General features: G+C 38.3%; 16 protein-coding genes and 2 pseudogenes. 7 read left to right on the forward strand and 11 right to left on the reverse strand.

All coding sequences use genetic code 11. The features are described 5' to 3' along the window. Nucleotides 1-3 precede the first annotated feature (3 nt). Genes FHY47_RS12105 through FHY47_RS12120 form a run of 4 tightly spaced genes read right to left on the reverse strand, consistent with a single transcriptional unit; the run spans nucleotide 4 to nucleotide 4,649 of the window. On the reverse strand, nucleotides 4-1,488 hold the full coding sequence (locus FHY47_RS12105; RefSeq protein WP_139892294.1) for a Na+/H+ antiporter subunit D: 1,485 nt from the start codon (nucleotides 1,486-1,488) through the stop codon (nucleotides 4-6). Continuing rightward, nucleotides 1,481-1,822, reverse strand: coding sequence for a Na(+)/H(+) antiporter subunit C (locus FHY47_RS12110; protein WP_066106626.1), 342 nt, complete (start codon nucleotides 1,820-1,822; stop codon nucleotides 1,481-1,483). The genes FHY47_RS12105 and FHY47_RS12110 overlap by 8 nt, the downstream gene beginning before the upstream one ends. Continuing rightward, a complete protein-coding gene (locus tag FHY47_RS12115; protein WP_066106630.1) occupies nucleotides 1,822-2,244 on the reverse strand; it encodes a Na(+)/H(+) antiporter subunit B in 423 nt (140 codons plus the stop codon). Before FHY47_RS12115 ends, FHY47_RS12110 begins: the two co-directional genes overlap by 1 nt. After that, on the reverse strand, nucleotides 2,241-4,649 hold the full coding sequence (locus tag FHY47_RS12120; protein ID WP_139892296.1) for a Na+/H+ antiporter subunit A: 2,409 nt from the start codon (nucleotides 4,647-4,649) through the stop codon (nucleotides 2,241-2,243). Before FHY47_RS12120 ends, FHY47_RS12115 begins: the two co-directional genes overlap by 4 nt. Nucleotides 4,650-5,000: 351 nt before the next feature. On the opposite strand from FHY47_RS12120, the pseudogene FHY47_RS12125 reads away from it, so the two are divergent. After that, nucleotides 5,001-5,426 (forward strand): annotated as a pseudogene (locus FHY47_RS12125) (DUF5366 family protein). 21 nt (nucleotides 5,427-5,447) lie between these two features. On the opposite strand, the gene FHY47_RS12130 reads toward FHY47_RS12125, so the two are convergent. The 3 genes and pseudogenes from FHY47_RS12130 to FHY47_RS12145 form a co-directional block, all read right to left on the reverse strand. Further along, a complete protein-coding gene (locus FHY47_RS12130; protein WP_148630729.1) occupies nucleotides 5,448-5,723 on the reverse strand; it encodes a hypothetical protein in 276 nt (91 codons plus the stop codon). A 132-nt stretch (nucleotides 5,724-5,855) separates the two neighbouring features. Continuing rightward, nucleotides 5,856-6,797: pseudogene (locus tag FHY47_RS19510) on the reverse strand (transglycosylase domain-containing protein). Next, complete coding sequence (locus FHY47_RS12145) at nucleotides 6,755-6,979, reverse strand: hypothetical protein (RefSeq protein ID WP_066106641.1); 225 nt, start codon at nucleotides 6,977-6,979, stop codon at nucleotides 6,755-6,757. The pseudogene FHY47_RS19510 and the gene FHY47_RS12145 overlap by 43 nt, the downstream one beginning before the upstream one ends. Before the next feature lie 117 nt (nucleotides 6,980-7,096). Here FHY47_RS12145 and kapD point away from each other — a divergent pair, with 117 nt between their 5' ends. Next, entirely contained in the window at nucleotides 7,097-7,717 is a 621-nt protein-coding gene (kapD, locus tag FHY47_RS12150) for a 3'-5' exonuclease KapD (protein ID WP_066106643.1), read from the forward strand. A gap of 41 nt (nucleotides 7,718-7,758) precedes the next feature. Here the strand turns inward: kapD and kapB are convergent, their stop codons facing one another. Further along, nucleotides 7,759-8,145 carry a kinase-associated lipoprotein KapB gene (gene kapB, locus FHY47_RS12155; RefSeq protein ID WP_148630731.1) on the reverse strand — a complete coding sequence of 129 codons (387 nt, stop codon included), beginning with the start codon at nucleotides 8,143-8,145 and terminating at the stop codon, nucleotides 7,759-7,761. Between the two features lie 129 nt (nucleotides 8,146-8,274). Between kapB and FHY47_RS12160 the strand changes: the two genes are divergently transcribed. Then, complete coding sequence (locus FHY47_RS12160; RefSeq protein ID WP_077248121.1) at nucleotides 8,275-9,015, forward strand: peptidylprolyl isomerase; 741 nt, start codon at nucleotides 8,275-8,277, stop codon at nucleotides 9,013-9,015. Between the two features lie 151 nt (nucleotides 9,016-9,166). Continuing rightward, nucleotides 9,167-9,370: a hypothetical protein gene (locus FHY47_RS12165; protein WP_066106649.1), complete on the forward strand. Its 204-nt coding sequence runs from the start codon at nucleotides 9,167-9,169 to the stop codon at nucleotides 9,368-9,370. 108 nt (nucleotides 9,371-9,478) lie between these two features. Here FHY47_RS12165 and FHY47_RS12170 read toward each other — a convergent pair whose 3' ends face one another. Next, nucleotides 9,479-10,648 carry a MalY/PatB family protein gene (locus tag FHY47_RS12170; RefSeq protein WP_066106652.1) on the reverse strand — a complete coding sequence of 390 codons (1,170 nt, stop codon included), beginning with the start codon at nucleotides 10,646-10,648 and terminating at the stop codon, nucleotides 9,479-9,481. 232 nt (nucleotides 10,649-10,880) lie between these two features. On the opposite strand from FHY47_RS12170, the gene FHY47_RS12175 reads away from it, so the two are divergent. Beyond that, nucleotides 10,881-11,381, forward strand: a complete 501-nt coding sequence (locus FHY47_RS12175) for an Lrp/AsnC family transcriptional regulator (protein WP_066106655.1) — start codon at nucleotides 10,881-10,883, stop codon at nucleotides 11,379-11,381. After that, nucleotides 11,378-12,544, forward strand: coding sequence for an aminotransferase (locus FHY47_RS12180; RefSeq protein ID WP_066106660.1), 1,167 nt, complete (start codon nucleotides 11,378-11,380; stop codon nucleotides 12,542-12,544). Before FHY47_RS12175 ends, FHY47_RS12180 begins: the two co-directional genes overlap by 4 nt. An 808-nt stretch (nucleotides 12,545-13,352) precedes the next feature. Here FHY47_RS12180 and FHY47_RS12185 read toward each other — a convergent pair. Both FHY47_RS12185 and FHY47_RS12190 read right to left on the reverse strand, forming a co-directional pair. After that, entirely contained in the window at nucleotides 13,353-13,697 is a 345-nt protein-coding gene (locus tag FHY47_RS12185; protein ID WP_139892306.1) for a helix-turn-helix domain-containing protein, read from the reverse strand. 49 nt (nucleotides 13,698-13,746) lie between these two features. Then, nucleotides 13,747-15,084, reverse strand: coding sequence for a sodium-dependent transporter (locus FHY47_RS12190; RefSeq protein ID WP_148630733.1), 1,338 nt, complete (start codon nucleotides 15,082-15,084; stop codon nucleotides 13,747-13,749). Nucleotides 15,085-15,332: 248 nt separating this feature from the next. Here FHY47_RS12190 and yugI point away from each other — a divergent pair, with 248 nt between their 5' ends. Further along, the gene (gene yugI / locus FHY47_RS12195) at nucleotides 15,333-15,737 is read left to right on the forward strand and encodes a S1 domain-containing post-transcriptional regulator GSP13 (RefSeq protein WP_140461708.1); all 405 of its coding nucleotides are present in this window, start codon (nucleotides 15,333-15,335) and stop codon (nucleotides 15,735-15,737) included. Nucleotides 15,738-15,768 lie beyond the last annotated feature (31 nt).

Genomic DNA, 15,768 nt, shown 5'->3' on the forward strand with positions numbered 1-15,768 from the left:
TCATCACTCCTTTAGTACGGCCTGAATGTAATCTGATGGATTCATTAAAACATCAACCGCATCAGAAACATACGTATAAACAACTTCAGAGCCCAATCCGTACAATATTGAGACTACAAGTAAAATGCCGATCGGCAATAGTAAAAAACGGTTATCTTTCTTGGAGAAGTTCTCATCGTAAACTTTTTTCTCTCCCCAGAACGCGAATATGAAAATGCGCATCACGGAATATAAAACAATTAAACTTGAGAATAGGACTACCAATCCTCCTACGTAATGCCTTTCATCAAAGGCACCCTGAATGATTAGTAATTTTCCTGTAAAACCGCTGAAAGGTGGAACCCCTGCTAACGATATAGCCGCTATGAAGAACATCCAAGCTAAAAGTGGAGATTCGTGAATTAACCCACCCATGCGCTTAATATTACTTGTCCCTGTTTTGGCCATCATTACTCCAATAAGCAGAAACAGGGCTGCTTTAATCATCATGTCATGAATTGTATACATAATTGAACCGGATATGGATGCGGTATTCATGATTGAAATACCGAAGATTATAACACCAATGGCAATTACGATATTGTAAATGATGATTTTTTTACCATCCATATAGGCCAATACACCGATACAGCCAAATACAATGGTTAAAATTCCAAGGTACTCCAGCAATGTATGCGTATAATCAGTATGATGATAAAACATAATGGTAAAGGTTCTTAGGATGGAATAAACACCAACCTTCGTTAATAATGAACCAAACAAAGCCAGGATTGGAATTGGCGGCGCAAAGTATGAGCCGGGCATCCAAAAATATAAAGGAAAAATGGCTGCCTTCAATCCAAACACGATTAGAAACAGAACAGCGATAACCGTGATGATTCCCGGCTGGTCTACTTCCGCAATTCTTTCTGAGATATCTGCCATATTCAGCGTACCTACAACAGAGTATAAGAATGCAACAGCAGCAACAAAAAGGCCAGAAGCAATTACATTTACAAGCAAATATTTAATAGACTCGCGAAGCTGTACTTTTGTACCACCTGTCACAAGTAATACATAAGATGACATCAGCATTACTTCAAAAAATACAAATAAGTTGAATATATCTCCGGTCAAAAATGCCCCGTTAACACCTACAATTAAAAATTGGATAAGGGCATAGTAGAAATATTTTTCACGGTTTGCATCAATATTTTTAAAAGAATAAATAATCGTTACTAATGTAATAAGAGATGTAGTTAAAACCAGTAAGGCTGCCAGCATATCCGCTACAAGACTAATTCCGAAAGGGGCATCCCAGCTGCCGGCCTGCAAGGTTAGAATGCCATTTGTTTTTACCTCTATTAAAAGTGAAAAGGTAACTACCAGGACCAGTATAGAAGAGGCCAAGGCGACTATTCGTTGGGCATTTATTTTTTTCGCAAGGAATAACAATAAAATTCCTGTCAATAACGGAAGTAAAATAGGTAATATAACAAGGTTATTCATATGACTTATTTCCTCTCAGTTGATCCATGTTATCCGTTCCAAGTTCCTGATAGGAACGATAGGCCAATACCAGGAAGAAAGATGTGACACCGAAGCTAATTACAATCGCTGTCAGGATTAATGCCTGTGGCAGCGGATCCACATAGGATTTGGCGTGTTCACTTAAGATAGGCACAGCTCCTTGTTTTAATCCTCCCATGGTAAGAACCAATAAATTCACCGCATGGCTCAATATGCTTGTTCCAATAATGATACGAAGCAAGCTTTTTGATAAAAGTAAATAGGTGGAAATCGTAAATAGAATTCCTATAGCAAAACACATTAAAATCTCCATCATTCACTCTCCCCAATCGTTTGAATAATGGTCATTGTCACGCCGATTACAACTAGATAAACACCCGTATCAAAGATAACTGCTGTATGAAGGGATGTTTTTCCAAGGAGCGGCAAATCAAAATAATCAAAGGCGTGCGTCAGGAAAGGAGCATCGAAGAATAACGCACCAGCTCCAGTCCCGACAGATAACAACAACCCCACAGCTATCAACGATAAATAATTTACCGGCAGAAAACTTTTTACGGTTTTTAAATCAAATGCCAGCAATAAAAGAATGATGGCAGAAGAAGTCATAAGACCACCGATAAATCCACCGCCCGGCGTATAGTGTCCGGCAAAGAAAATGTGTATAGAGAACAAAATAATAATAAAAGTTGCGATTTTAGTAACCGTCTGTAAAATTAAATCATTTGTTTTCATTCTTCCCCTCCTCTTTTCGTGAGACGGAGTTTAATCATGGTGTAAATTCCCATGGCTGCAATGGATAATACGGTGATTTCAAACATGGTATCCAAACCACGGAAGTCAACCAGGATTACGTTAACCATATTCTCTCCACCAGCTTCTTTGTACGTAACCTCTTTATAAAATTCAGAGATGGATTCAAATAGCTTCGTACTGTGAGAAGCCAGCGCGATAAGTGTCATCGTAATTCCGACACCGAGAGAGATTGCCAGGTTTGTCAATTTAAAACGCATACGCTTTTCCTTTGGTTTATACTTCGGCAAGTGATAGAAACAAAGCAAGAACAGCGATGTAGATACTGTTTCAATGACAAATTGAGTTAAGGCTAAATCAGGTGCCCTAAATAGAACAAATAAAAGTGATACCGTATAACCAACCGCTCCCATTAAAATGATTGAAGTCAGTCTCGATTTTGCAAATAGAATCATGATTGAAGCCAGAACTAAGATAAAGATCAAAATAACTTCGTATACCCCAATTGGAGTCATACTGGTTGTTTCGAATGCAAAGCTATCGGTTTTCCAAACCGTATAAAGTAAACTGATAATCAAGAAGCCAAATATATAAACTAAATAATCATGGATACTCCCGTTCATATATCCGCGGGTAATGAGACGTGAACCTGTATCCAGTGATCTTAATCCCATATTATATGCATTGTTTAATGTGTATTTATCAGAGAAATACGTATAAATCTTGCTCCATTTTGGATAGAACTTATACAAGATAATTCCTAAGATGACAACTCCGATTGTCATTAATAATGCGCCATTTACTCCGTGCCACATTTGTATATGAAGATGCGGAGGGTTTCCGTTTTCATAAAGGCTCGGCAGGATAGCTGCAGTAGCTGGCTCAATAATTGTTGAAGTAAGGATGTTTGGAAATAATCCAAAAATAATAACCAAGGCTGCAAGCGTGATTGGTGAAATCAATAATCCAATCGGTGCTTCATGTGGTTTTTTCGTTAATTTTTCAGGCTGAAGTTTGCCGCCAAATGTTCTAAATAAAAGAATCATACAGTAAACAAATGTGAATACACTTGCCAGCCATCCAATAACAGGGAATAAATTACCCCATGTTTGCAGGTTAAGAAAATCTGCTTTTGTTATATCTAATAGGCTGCCAAAGAACATTTCCTTACTCAAGAAGCCATTGAATGGAGGCAAGCCTGCCATTGAGAATGCTCCGATTGCAGCAATAGTAAAAGTGATTGGCATTATGGTCATTAATCCGCCCAGTTTACGAATATCCCTAGTTCCCGTTTCGTGATCAATTATACCGACTGCCATGAATAATGAACCTTTAAAGGTTGCATGGTTAATTAGGTGAAAAACAGCTGCCGAAACAGCGGCAATATATACATTATTCTCGGCTGATCCAAAATGGAGGGAAGCCGCACCGATGCCAAGCAGGGACATGATTAAGCCGAGCTGGCTGACTGTTGAGTAGGCAAGAATCCCTTTTAAATCATACTGACGTACTGCATTAAAGGAACCCCAAATTAAGGTTATGATACCGACCAGGCCGATAATCCATACCCATTCACCTGATAAAGCAAATATAGGGCTCAAACGTGCTACTAAATAGATACCTGCTTTAACCATCGTTGCTGAATGAAGATATGCACTGACTGGTGTAGGTGCTTCCATTGCATCAGGTAACCAAATGTGGAATGGGAATTGGGCAGACTTCGTGAATGCCCCTAATAAAACGAGTATCATCGAAAAATAAAAAAGAGGATGGTTTACCAAATCAGGAGCCATTGAAATTAATTCTCTGATGCTGAAGGTATTTCCCATTACAGAGAGGGTTATAAAACCTCCTAGCATGGATAAGCCACCTAAAAAGGTGATTAATAATGATTTTTGCGCTCCGTAGCGAGATCCTTTTCTCTCATGCCAATAGCCAATCAGCAGGAAGGAAGAAAGGCTGGTAAATTCCCAAAACGTATAAAGGACGATTAAGTTGTCAGATAGGACAACCCCAAGCATAGCCCCCATAAATAATAGTAAATAAACATAAAAATTACTCAGTTTTTCTTTTGTTTTGTCCATATAAAAGATGGAGTACAGAATAACTAGTGTACCAATACCTGTGATCAGCATAGCGAAGAGCAGGCCTAATCCGTCTACATAAACATCAAATGATATGTTTAGTGAAGGAATCCACTCAAAACTAGCTGTTATGGATTGATGATCCGTTATTTCAGGCAGGAACGTAAACAAATAACCAAATAATACGATAGGTATAATGAGTACGAACCATCCGGTATGTATTTTACGAGCATATTTGCCTATAAACGGAATACATATCGCAGCCAAAAAAGGCAGTAATATACTCAAGTGAAGCATTGACATAAGGACCTCCCTTAAAAAATTATAAAATATTGAAAAATTACAACAAAATGTACCAATCCGTACATTCAGCATAGCAAATTATACAGCAAATTTATATTAGACTGTACTTGAAAAGACTGGTATTCATGTGTTTTAACCATGTATTATATGAAGGAAAAAATTTAAAAATTTAATTCTCCTTTCCGATAAATGGTTTATAATAGGAAAATGTGAAGTATAAGGAATAATGAAAATGAAGAATACATATGTAACAGGTTATTTTCCCTTATTATCGATAATGGCATTTAGTCTGTTCTTTGCTGTTCATCTTATTTGATTGCATTTTTAAAAAGCAATGGGCTCTATTCAGGCATGACTGGATTGTTATCAGAGATCCATATTAAATTATCCTTTTTATTATTGTTCTTTATCTGTTTTTTTATGTTACTTGCTGCGTTAAAGCTTCTTGTCGATACCTTTTTGGAACTGTCACTTTTATTTTTCTCAAAGGATAAGGTGGGAGAAGACCTGCAAAAGCTGAGAGGGACTTCTATCATTTTTCTGATAGGTGGACTTATATCTATGTTATGTTGTCTTTGGTTGCTTGCAGGCTGCTTTTTACTTACTTCATTATTCGCTTTTATATACTTTCTGTATAAAATCAGTTCATCCTTATCGAGTACCTGATTGATAGGGATTATATTTTTTCATGTAACTATCTGGGCCGTTCTGTTATTGGCAGTCTGTCTCTCTGTCTTAAAATTATATAATAGTATAATGGCGGGACTTCCGCTGTAAAGGAAAAAGCATGATGAACCTCTAATAGAGAGAATACATCATGCTTTTCCATATTTGTATTTGCGGCTGACTTTTATTTAAAAAATCAATACTGGACGGCTGATCCTTGCCCACCCAGACCCCACCAGTATACGAAGCAGTCATCCCAATAAACCATAAATCATGATAATCATTTGTTGTACCGGTTTTTCCTCCTATATAAGCTACCTGTTTTTTGAAGCAATCGAACAGCTGCAGTATTAACCGATTTGGCCATTGCCTGATTGAGTGGAGGATTGCTATATGTTGAATGACCATAGTTCTCTGGGCAGTAATTTTCGATGCATATCGCTGAAGCGTCTATTTTTTGATGTATGGAACGATCCTTATTAGTTTTCAAATAAGGCGCATCAGCAATGGTTTAATCGTAGATCCTGGCTGACGAAAACTTTAATGGGCTCGATTAAATGTTGAGGGTTTATATGTTTTTCCCCCAATCAATGAGACAAGCTCATGAGTAGAATGATTAATAACTACCGCTGATGCTTCAACGTTTTTATAAGGCAGGATGCTACTAACGGCTGATTTGGCTTTTTCTGAATATCTGAATCGAGAAAAAGTGTGGATCGTAATTCCTGAATGCAGCAGTTCCGTGATGCGGTTATCTATTTTCTCTGTTAATTGATTAGATTCTTGTTCAGATAAACCAGAAAACTGATAACCATCCTGCTCTGCGACCAGCTGACGAAATTCAGCCAGCGTGTAATCGGTATAATCAGGAAATTCTTGGATTCGTTTGGAAAGATTTAATTTTATTGATTCTTTTAAAATTTGCTCTTTTTCTCCATTCGTTATGAAATTCTTATTCTCAAGTTGCTGCAGAAGTCTAACCTGGCGTTTTTTTGTATTTTGGAAATTAGTCAGCGGGTCATAAAGACTAGGGTTATTAGGAATTGCCGCTAGAAAAGAGAGTTCACCATGCTTGAGATTCTTTGCTGATTTGGAAAAATAAAAATGAGCAGCAGCTTCAATTCCATAGGAACTGTTACCATAGTAAATCGCAATTATGTAAGTATTTAATAGTTAATCTTTTGAAAAATCACGCTCAAGCTGATAGGCGTAAAGCAGTTCAGTTAATTTACGATTATATGTACGTTCATTTGTGAGGAATAAATTTCGAGCGAGCTGTTGTGTAATGGTGCTGCCCCCTTGATGAATTCCCCCGCTTTCCGTATTAATTATGAACGCTCTGCTAATAGCTGATAAATCAAACCCCTTATGTGAATAAAAATGCTGATCCTCTGAAACTACGTAAATATCCTTTAAAATTTGAGGGATATCAGCATCCTTTATATATTTCCGATTCTCTGTTTGATAGATTTCTCTGATAATTGTCCATCGGAATCTGTGATTGTACTGTTAAGCTGCATGGCTGATTGATCTATTTGTAAATTGGTGTCCAAAACATGATTGAGGCTTTGCAATTTGGAAAACTCATTCAGTGTTAATGTACTCAATCCGTATAAGGATGGAACCAGTAATAAAATCATACAAAATCCAATTGATTTTCTCATTTTTACCCACCTGGAATTCTATTCGTATATTTAACTATATCGTATTGATTTTATGGTTAAAAGAGGAAAATTTGGAAGGAGCAATAGATTACACGAAAACAAGGAGGTTGTATCATTGTGAAGAAGGATGACCACTATTTATTCATAGATTTTGAATTTACAATGCCAGAGGATCGAAATAATCCGAATGGGTTCTTTCCTGAAATCATTGAATATGGAATTATCGAGGTAAAGAGTGGAACAATAGTCAATCAATACAATTCTTATGTCCTGCCCAGAGTATTTCAGTCGTTAACGAACCGATGTAAGAACTTTTTGCACATTACCGAAGATGATCTTAAGACAGGGGTGGAATTTGATGTTTTTCACAGTTTACTGCGAGAATTGGATCATCCTAACTCTCCAACGATTGCTACATGGGGAAACATGGATATGAAGGTGTTAAAGCAAAACTGTCAGTATTCAGGACATATATTCCCTTTAACGGGAAAGCAATTGGATTTATCGATTGAGTATCAAAAATTCTTTGGTGACCGAAATCAGACAGGCCTATGGAAAGCAGTTCAGCAATATGGGGACAAGGCTAAAGGCGTTTGGCATCGTGCTTTGGATGATGCCAGAATGACTTATGAACTGTTTACATTAATTGAGCAGGACAGGAGGTATGTGGATAACTATAAGCCAACGACAATCGGAGACGTTGTGGATTTTTCACAGTTATTTAATGGGTTGACGTAAAAAACCAAATCAGTAAAGAGTGATTTGGTTTTTTATGTTTATCATATTGGAAAATACTCGCGCTCTATATTCGATATAGCTGACAAAGACATATCTGACCACTTTGATTCTTCTTTTAGCAATTCCTGTTTTAATGTTTCAAGAGACTGGCGCAGGGATTCTGTGTAATCAGGAATTTCCCCTTTAAACGGTTTCACCATGTTTACCGGGATGTTGGTTTGTTCCCTGTAAGCTAAAGCCTTTCGCTCATGGAAAAAATCAACTTCTGTTTGTTTTGGATGATGAAGATCTCCCTGCATAGGGTGCTTTAATACAGCCAGTATTTTAACAACCATATATCCATTTGTTCGGATATTGGTGATTTCGCCTACATATTTACCGGTTTTATAATGTGCAATCACTTGGTCGCCAATAGTGAGTTCATTCATTTTTATCCCCCATTCATATCTGTTCTTCTCTATCATACCGATGTACCATAATCAATCCTATAAAAAGCTCTTCAGAAAGATGCTTTTTTTTTGAGAATCGTGTAAAGTGAAAAATTGGAGGTAGTTTAAATGAAATGGAAGACCATGATACTATTATTAATAATCCTCCTTGGTGCAGCGATTTGGAATCTGTATATAAAAGATAAGGTATTCCAATCTGGTGATCAAACAACTTTAAAGCTGGATCAAACCATTAAAGAGAAAGAAGGCGAAGATAAAATGACAGTATTACCTCAATTTACAGAAGTACAAGGTAATGAAAGATTAGTGGAGATGGTAACTAATAAAGGTTCCATCCAAATCAAATTATTCCCTGACCAAGCTCCTAAAGCGGTTGAAAATTTCCTGACTCATGCAGAAAATGGATACTACGAGGGGATCATTTTCCACCGCGTGATCAATGATTTCATGATTCAAGGCGGAGATCCAACTGGAACAGGAATGGGTGGAGAAAGCATTTGGGGTAAATCATTCGAAGATGAATTCACGATGGATTTATTTAATTTCCGTGGTGCTTTGTCTATGGCAAATGCCGGCCCTGGTACAAATGGAAGTCAATTCTTTATTGTTCAAAAAGGTGCTGTTGAAGCGAATCTAAAAGGACAAATGGAACAAGCGGGATATCCTCAGGAAGCAGTGGAAAAATACATGGAAATAGGCGGAACTCCTTGGCTTGACCACAGACATACCGTGTTTGGACAAGTTACTGAAGGAATGGATGTTGTAGATGACATCGCAACTACTAAAGTAGGTCCTAACGATAAACCGGTTTATGATGTAGTGATTGAAAAAATCAACATCCTAAAATAATCCCTATAATGTAAGTAGGCTGTCGATGACTCGGCAGCTTTTTTCTTATTTATAAATGAGGATAATCAAATATCACTTATACTCACCCTAGTCGTGTTATAATATGGTTAAAATTCAAATGTTTTCAAATCAGGAAAGGGTGTCTCAAAACATGTCTCAGCCATTAGCGTTTATTATAGGATTATTCTTGTATTTTCCTGAAGATAAAAGAGAATACATTCCAGCCGGATTAACGATGGCCATTTTTACATTGTTTGCAGTGTTAACGATGCGGTTTATCATTGTTTATAATCGTAAGCAGGTACAGAAGGCAAAGGAATTGGAAGAAAAATTAAAAGAGCAAAATATTCAATGATGGCTGCACATGCAAAGTGTGCAGTTTTTTTTTGCCGAAATCTGAGTGGATTCTTCTTAAAATTAAACAAGCATTTGCCAGACTGATTGGCAAATGCTTGTTACATAATTAGTTGAGGTCTTGGAATGCTTCGTGCAATCTGCGCAAGCCCTCAGTGAGAGTGTCCTTAGAGCACCCTATATTCATTCGAACAAATCCTTGGCCATCCTGCCCATATTTCGCACCGGGTTCAAGAGCCAATTTCCCTTTATGGATGAGCCTTTCTGTGATTTCAATATCTGATATTCCTAAATCCCGTAAATCGATCCAAACAAGGAAAGATGCTTGAGGAATCATGATGTTTATTTTCGGTAAATGCTTAGAAACATAATCAGTCAGGATTTCAATATTCTCTTCAATTTTGGATACGGTCTCACTCACCCACTCAGCACCATGGGTGTAGGCCGCTTCCATGGCAGTATAGGCAAGTACATTAATGCCCCCAATACCTTGCTTGAGGAATTGCTGTTCCATTTTTAAGAGGTAATCTTTATTTTCACTTAGGATCAGAGAGCCATGCAATCCAGCGATATTAAAGGTTTTACTAGGAGCCATCAGTGTAATAACATCTTTGCTGATGATTCCGGCAGGTGTGTGAATATTGTCATAAAGAATCAGGTCAGCGTGAATTTCATCGGAAATGACAGGCACTTGATAGTGCTGACATAGGCTAATCATTCTCTCAAGGTCTTTCTTTGCCCAAACCGTTCCACCAGGATTGTGCGGGCTGCATAAGATGAATAATTTTACTCCATTACGAAGCTTGTTTTCAAAGTCTTCAAAATCAATTTCAAATTGATTTTGGTTGATTTTCATTCTATTGGTAACAAGAGTTCGGCCATTACTTTTAACGACATTATGAAATGGACCGTAGACAGGTGTTTGAATCATCACTTGATCTCCAGCTTCAGTAAATGCAAGAACAGCTGCTGATAAGGACGGAACTACACCTGGACTAAAAGAAATATTTTCTCTTTTAAGCGACCATTTATGCTTTTCGTTCATCCAATTTATGATAGCCTGGTATACAGAATCGGAGGCATATGTATATCCGAATATTGGGTGCTGTATGCGGGTAATTAAAGCTTCCTGTACCTGAACAGGCGAAGCCCAGTCCATGTCTGCCACCCACATTGGCCATAAGTCACTGCCTGCGAATAATGAATCAACGTTATCCCATTTATACGAAGCTGTTCCTTTACGATCTATAATGGTTTCTGTATTTGTTGTACTGTTCATTTTTTCACCCCGCCTTTATATGATTCCCTTATTTTATCATATATTTACAGACTGGCAGTTTTAGAAGATTTATTAATTGGCTTGTTTTCTCAAATAAATATGGTATGTGAGATGAAAATAATTGATTACATATTCATATGTATAAAATGAGTGTTATAATGGAAAAAGTTTAATTTAAATTAAATTTTCAGATATCTTTATATCTAATGATACTTTTAATGGAGGTGAGGGTATGAACCTTACAGCTAAGGAAATTGAGATTTTGAATATTCTCGAAGAAAACGCCAGAATCCCTCTGGATGATATAGTAAAAATGACAGCAATGTCTAAAGAGGAAGTTGAACTAGCCTTAAAAAAACTGAAAGAATCCAATATTATTGTTGGCTATGCCGCTTTGGTCGATTGGTCGAAAGTTAAAGATCACGAAGGAGTTACTGCCATGATTGATGTGAAAGTAACCCCTAAAAGAGGCGTAGGCTTTGATGAGACAGCAAAACGAATTTATCGCTATGAAGAGGTCACATCCGTTTATTTAATGTCAGGTGCTTATGACTTATCTGTGGTCATTGAGGGCAAGTCGATGAATGAGGTAGCGCGATTTGTTTCAGACAAATTATCGACTCTTGATTCAGTTATTTCTACAACGACTCACTTTATTCTTAAAAAGTATAAACATGATGGGACTGTATTTGCACCTCTTGATGAGGATAAAAGGATTGTGATAACTCCATGATTAAAACGAGTTATCTATCTGATACGGCTCGAGAAATGAAGCCCTCCGGAATACGTAAATTTTTTGATTTGGCAGCAGGCATGGAAGGTATCGTTTCGCTTGGTGTAGGTGAGCCAGATTTTGTTACTCCGTGGCGATACAGGGAAGCTGCTATCCTCTCGATGGAAGAAGGCTATACGTCTTACACAGCAAATGCAGGATTGCTTGATTTACGCGAGGAAATTGCAGCCTATATGAGTAGACGTTTTCAGGTAACATACTCCCCTGAAAATCAAATTATTGTAACTGTAGGTGCAAGTCAGGCAATCGATATCGCCTTACGAGCCATTCTCAACCCAGGAGAAGAAGTAATAGTCGTTGAACCATGCTTCGTATCCTATGCTCCATTAGTGGCATTGGCAGGAGGTAAGCCTGTTTCGGTTGGAACCATGAAAGAATCTGATTTTAAACTGTTACCCGAACAGTTAGAAGCAGCTATAACACCGAAAACGAAGGCGATTATGATTTGTTCACCCAATAATCCAACAGGAACCCAATTGTCTAAGGATGATTTGAAAGCATTAGCTGAAATTGCTATTAAACATGATGTTCTTGTGATTTCCGATGAAATCTATGCGGAACTTGTTTATGATGACGCGTATACCAGCTTTGCAGCCATTGAAGGGATGTATGAACGGACGATTTTAATATCAGGCTTCTCAAAGGGATTTGCTATGACAGGCTGGAGGCTTGGTTTTGTATGTGCAAACAAAGAAATCTCTGAAGCTATGCTGAAAATCCACCAGTATGCGATTATGTGTGCCCCTACATCTGCCCAATATGCTGCTTTGGAGGCCCTGCGATATGGGGCGGGATATGTGGAAGAAATGCGTATGAGCTATAATCATCGAAGAAATTATATTGTTAGTTCATTTAATGAGATTGGTTTGAAGTGCCACACACCGGGTGGAGCATTTTATGCTTTTCCATCCATTGAATCTACTGGCATGAGCTCTGAAGAATTTGCAGAAAAATTATTGATTGAGGAAAAGGTAGCAGTAGTACCAGGCAATGTATTTGGTATAGGCGGAGAAGGGCATATCCGTTGCTCTTACGCTACATCTATCGATCAATTACGGGAAGCCTTAACCAGAATTGAACGATTTTTAAACAATCATTCATAAATTTCCTTAAGGACTTTTACTAAGAGTTTTCTGAGTATAGGGAAAAGATTTTCAAATATAAAAAATGAGGGGGCAACCATAAGTCGTTAAATGACCTATGGTTGCCCCTTTGTTTGGTTGAAGCCAACAGGATGTTGGTCACAAAGGCGTTGCCACACGACGTGGCGTTCTTAGTCTTTGTTCCTTGAAACAGTCGCCTCAGCCTTTTAATCAATCCAGCTTCAACTCCTAGTCCCTCGAGTCATAAGGATAGCCACTGCGGGAGGGAAGAACACCTCCCTGCGTGCCTCTCTCTTATGCTTTTCGGGCCTGGGCAGTCGCCTCAGCCTTTTAGTTAATCTAGCTTCAGGGCCTAGGAGCTCGGGACATAAGCATAGCCTCTACGGAGGAAGAACATCCCCTCCGAGCCTTGTCTTATGCTCCTCGCTCCTGGGCAAGGCCCTTCAGCCTTTTAGTTAATCCAGCTTCGGCTCCTAGGAGCTCGAGTCATAAGCAAATACTCTGCGGGAGAAAAAACCTCCCTCCGAGTATTCGTCTTATGCTTGTCGCTCCTGGGTAGTCGCCTCAGCCTTTTAATCAATCCAGCTTCAACTCCTAGTCCCTCGAGTCATAAGGATAGCCACTGCGGGAGGGAAGAACACCTCCCTGCGTGCCTCTCTCTTATGCTTTTCGGGCCTGGGCAGTCGTTTCAGCCTTTTAGTTAATCCAGCTTCAAGGCTAGAAGCTCAGGACATAAGAAAAGCCACTGCGGGGAAGACCATTCCCTTCGTGGCTTTCTCTTATGCTGCTCGCTTCTGAACGAGCCGTTTCAGCTTTTTAAGTTCCCCATTATCCTTAGGAAGTCGGCTTCGGTTATGTCTTGGGTTTTCTTTAGTATTAATTTCGCTCGCTTTTGCCCCATTGTGTTGATGAGGTGATGGAGTTCGGGATCTAGTTGGCATGGTCCTGTTGGATTGGCGTGCTCCATTAGTTCAGAGGCAGGGCAATCCAATGCAGTTGAAATAGTCAGGAGAACCTGGAGGCTTGGTGTTATTTCATTTTCCTCGTATTGCTCAAGTTTGTGAGTGCCGATTCTGGAGCGTAACGCTAGCTCTTCCACACTCATTCCTTTGTCAATTCTGTACTTACGAATATTTTCTCCAATTGTAGCCATTATCAATCCCTCCCGATATTAATAGTTCTCCTTATATTCTACCACCTTACTAAATAATTCCAATAGAGTTCAGGAAGACTAATAAAATTGCGGCAGGGCATACGTAACGGACTAGGATATACCAACCGTTAAACATCCAGTATTTCAATTTCGAGCCATTTTGTAACTCTGTTCTGACTGCGTTTTTATCCATAACGTAACCTATAAATATAGAGATAAATAGTGAACCGAGCGGCAGGGCAAGATTTGAAACAATAAAATCTGCCAGATCAAAGAATGTTTTCCCTGCAATATGAACATCATTTAAAATGCCATAGGATAAAGCACTCGGAATCCCTACAATGAAAGTGATGACTCCAGCCAGCCATGCGGATGATTTTCGTTTTTCGGGATTTTCTTTTGAAATGACTGCTACAACAATTTCCAAAATGGAAAAGGCTGAGGTAAGAGTCGCAAATAACAATAAGATCATAAAGATGATCATGAAAAATCCTCCGAATGCGATCTCATTAAATACAGCTGGTAGTATGACAAAAACTAGTCCTGGACCTGATGCAGGATCATATCCTAACGCAAATACAGCAGGGAAGATAACAAGTCCTGCTAATAAGGAGATTAAAATATTTAATCCCACAACTGAAAAGCCAGATTTCATCAAATTCTCGTTTTTCGGCAAATAGGAAGCGTAGGTCACCATTACAGATGTTCCCACACTAAGAGCGAAAAAGGCTTGTCCAAGTGCCAGCAATACGGATTCACCAGTGATTTTATTGAAGTCTGGCTGCAAGAAGAATCTAACACCTTCCATAGCTCCATCCAAGGTTAACGATCGAACGGCCAATATAATAAACAAAATGAATAATGCCGGCATCATATACTTGCTTGCCCGTTCAATCCCTTTTTTGATTCCTCCCTGAACCACCCATATTGTCAATAATATGAACAGAATCTGAGAAATGATTGATTCATATGGATTTTCAATAATGTTATTAAATAATGATTCATAATTAGCTACCCCTGTTATCTGCCCAAGTAGACTTCTGCCTAGATAGGATAAAATCCAGCCGCCTACCACACTGTAAAAGGATAGCAACAGAACGGAAGCAATTACACCCATCCACCCCAATAAAAACCATTTAGAATTAGGGGCTATAACTTTATAGGCACTGACTGCATCTTTTTGTGCATTTCGTCCAATGACAAATTCGGCAATTAAAATAGGAGCACCGATAAAAAGTGTGAACGCAATAAATAAAAGGAAGAAGGCTGCACCGCCATTTGTTCCAGCCATGTAGGGGAATTTCCAAATGGCACCCAGTCCAATTGCTGAACCGGCAGCAGCTAAAATAAATCCAATCTTTGATGACCATTGTTCATGTTTTTGCATGTATGCACCTCATAGCTTGTAATCTTATTAATCGTATAATAGTAGCATTATACAGGAATAATTGCCAGAATATTAAATCTGATTGAACAGGTAAGTTATTCCTGTCGGGAAAGGTGTTTATTATTAGGCGATAGGGTAAATAAAAATAGAAGAGTGTGTAGGTCATTTTTGATAATGGCTCAACATTATGCTATAATTTTATATTGCGTATATAAACGAAAAATTTAAACATTTATAGGAGTGTTATTATGACTACAAAATATGAAGTAGGTCAAATTCTTACCGGTAAAGTAACTGGCATTCAGCCTTATGGAGCATTCGTTGCCTTAGACGAAAATACACAAGGACTCGTTCATATTTCTGAAATTACGTACGGGTTTGTGAAAGATATTAATGATCAATTAAAATTAGGCGATGAAGTTAAAGTTAAAGTTCTTTCCGTTAATGAAGAAGCTGGAAAAATCGCTTTATCTATCCGTGCTACAGAAGAGCCGCCAGCAGTTAAACAGGAAGCTCGTAAGCCTAAGAAAAAATCTCAACAAGGTTCAGTTAAAATTCCGCCTGCTGAAACACCACAAGGATTCAATACACTTAAAGATAAATTGGAAGAGTGGATTGAACAATCCAAACGCGAAGATCTTATTAAAAAATAATTGAATAGAAATGCAGAAACTGCCCTCATCA

The sequence above is a fragment of the Bacillus sp. E214 genome (assembly GCF_008087365.1).
In the GTDB taxonomy this organism is placed as follows: domain Bacteria; phylum Bacillota; class Bacilli; order Bacillales; family Pradoshiaceae; genus Pradoshia.

Bases quoted from the DNA above. Each gene is read 5' to 3' on its own strand.
- FHY47_RS12190 (WP_148630733.1), bottom strand. From the start codon at position 15,084: ATGCAAAAACATGAACAATGGTCATCAAAGATTGGATTTATTTTAGCT.
- FHY47_RS12170 (WP_066106652.1), bottom strand. From the start codon at position 10,648: ATGAACAGTACAACAAATACAGAAACCATTATAGATCGTAAAGGAACA.
- FHY47_RS12120 (WP_139892296.1), bottom strand. From the start codon at position 4,649: ATGTCAATGCTTCACTTGAGTATATTACTGCCTTTTTTGGCTGCGATA.
- FHY47_RS12180 (WP_066106660.1), top strand. From the start codon at position 11,378: ATGATTAAAACGAGTTATCTATCTGATACGGCTCGAGAAATGAAGCCC.
- kapB (WP_148630731.1), bottom strand. From the start codon at position 8,145: ATGAATGAACTCACTATTGGCGACCAAGTGATTGCACATTATAAAACC.
- FHY47_RS12105 (WP_139892294.1), bottom strand. From the start codon at position 1,488: ATGAATAACCTTGTTATATTACCTATTTTACTTCCGTTATTGACAGGA.
- yugI (WP_140461708.1), top strand. From the start codon at position 15,333: ATGACTACAAAATATGAAGTAGGTCAAATTCTTACCGGTAAAGTAACT.
- FHY47_RS12130 (WP_148630729.1), bottom strand. From the start codon at position 5,723: ATGGTCATTCAACATATAGCAATCCTCCACTCAATCAGGCAATGGCCA.
- FHY47_RS12145 (WP_066106641.1), bottom strand. From the start codon at position 6,979: ATGAGAAAATCAATTGGATTTTGTATGATTTTATTACTGGTTCCATCC.
- FHY47_RS12160 (WP_077248121.1), top strand. From the start codon at position 8,275: ATGAAATGGAAGACCATGATACTATTATTAATAATCCTCCTTGGTGCA.
- FHY47_RS12185 (WP_139892306.1), bottom strand. From the start codon at position 13,697: ATGGCTACAATTGGAGAAAATATTCGTAAGTACAGAATTGACAAAGGA.
- FHY47_RS12165 (WP_066106649.1), top strand. From the start codon at position 9,167: ATGTCTCAGCCATTAGCGTTTATTATAGGATTATTCTTGTATTTTCCT.
- FHY47_RS12175 (WP_066106655.1), top strand. From the start codon at position 10,881: ATGAACCTTACAGCTAAGGAAATTGAGATTTTGAATATTCTCGAAGAA.
- FHY47_RS12115 (WP_066106630.1), bottom strand. From the start codon at position 2,244: ATGAAAACAAATGATTTAATTTTACAGACGGTTACTAAAATCGCAACT.
- FHY47_RS12110 (WP_066106626.1), bottom strand. From the start codon at position 1,822: ATGGAGATTTTAATGTGTTTTGCTATAGGAATTCTATTTACGATTTCC.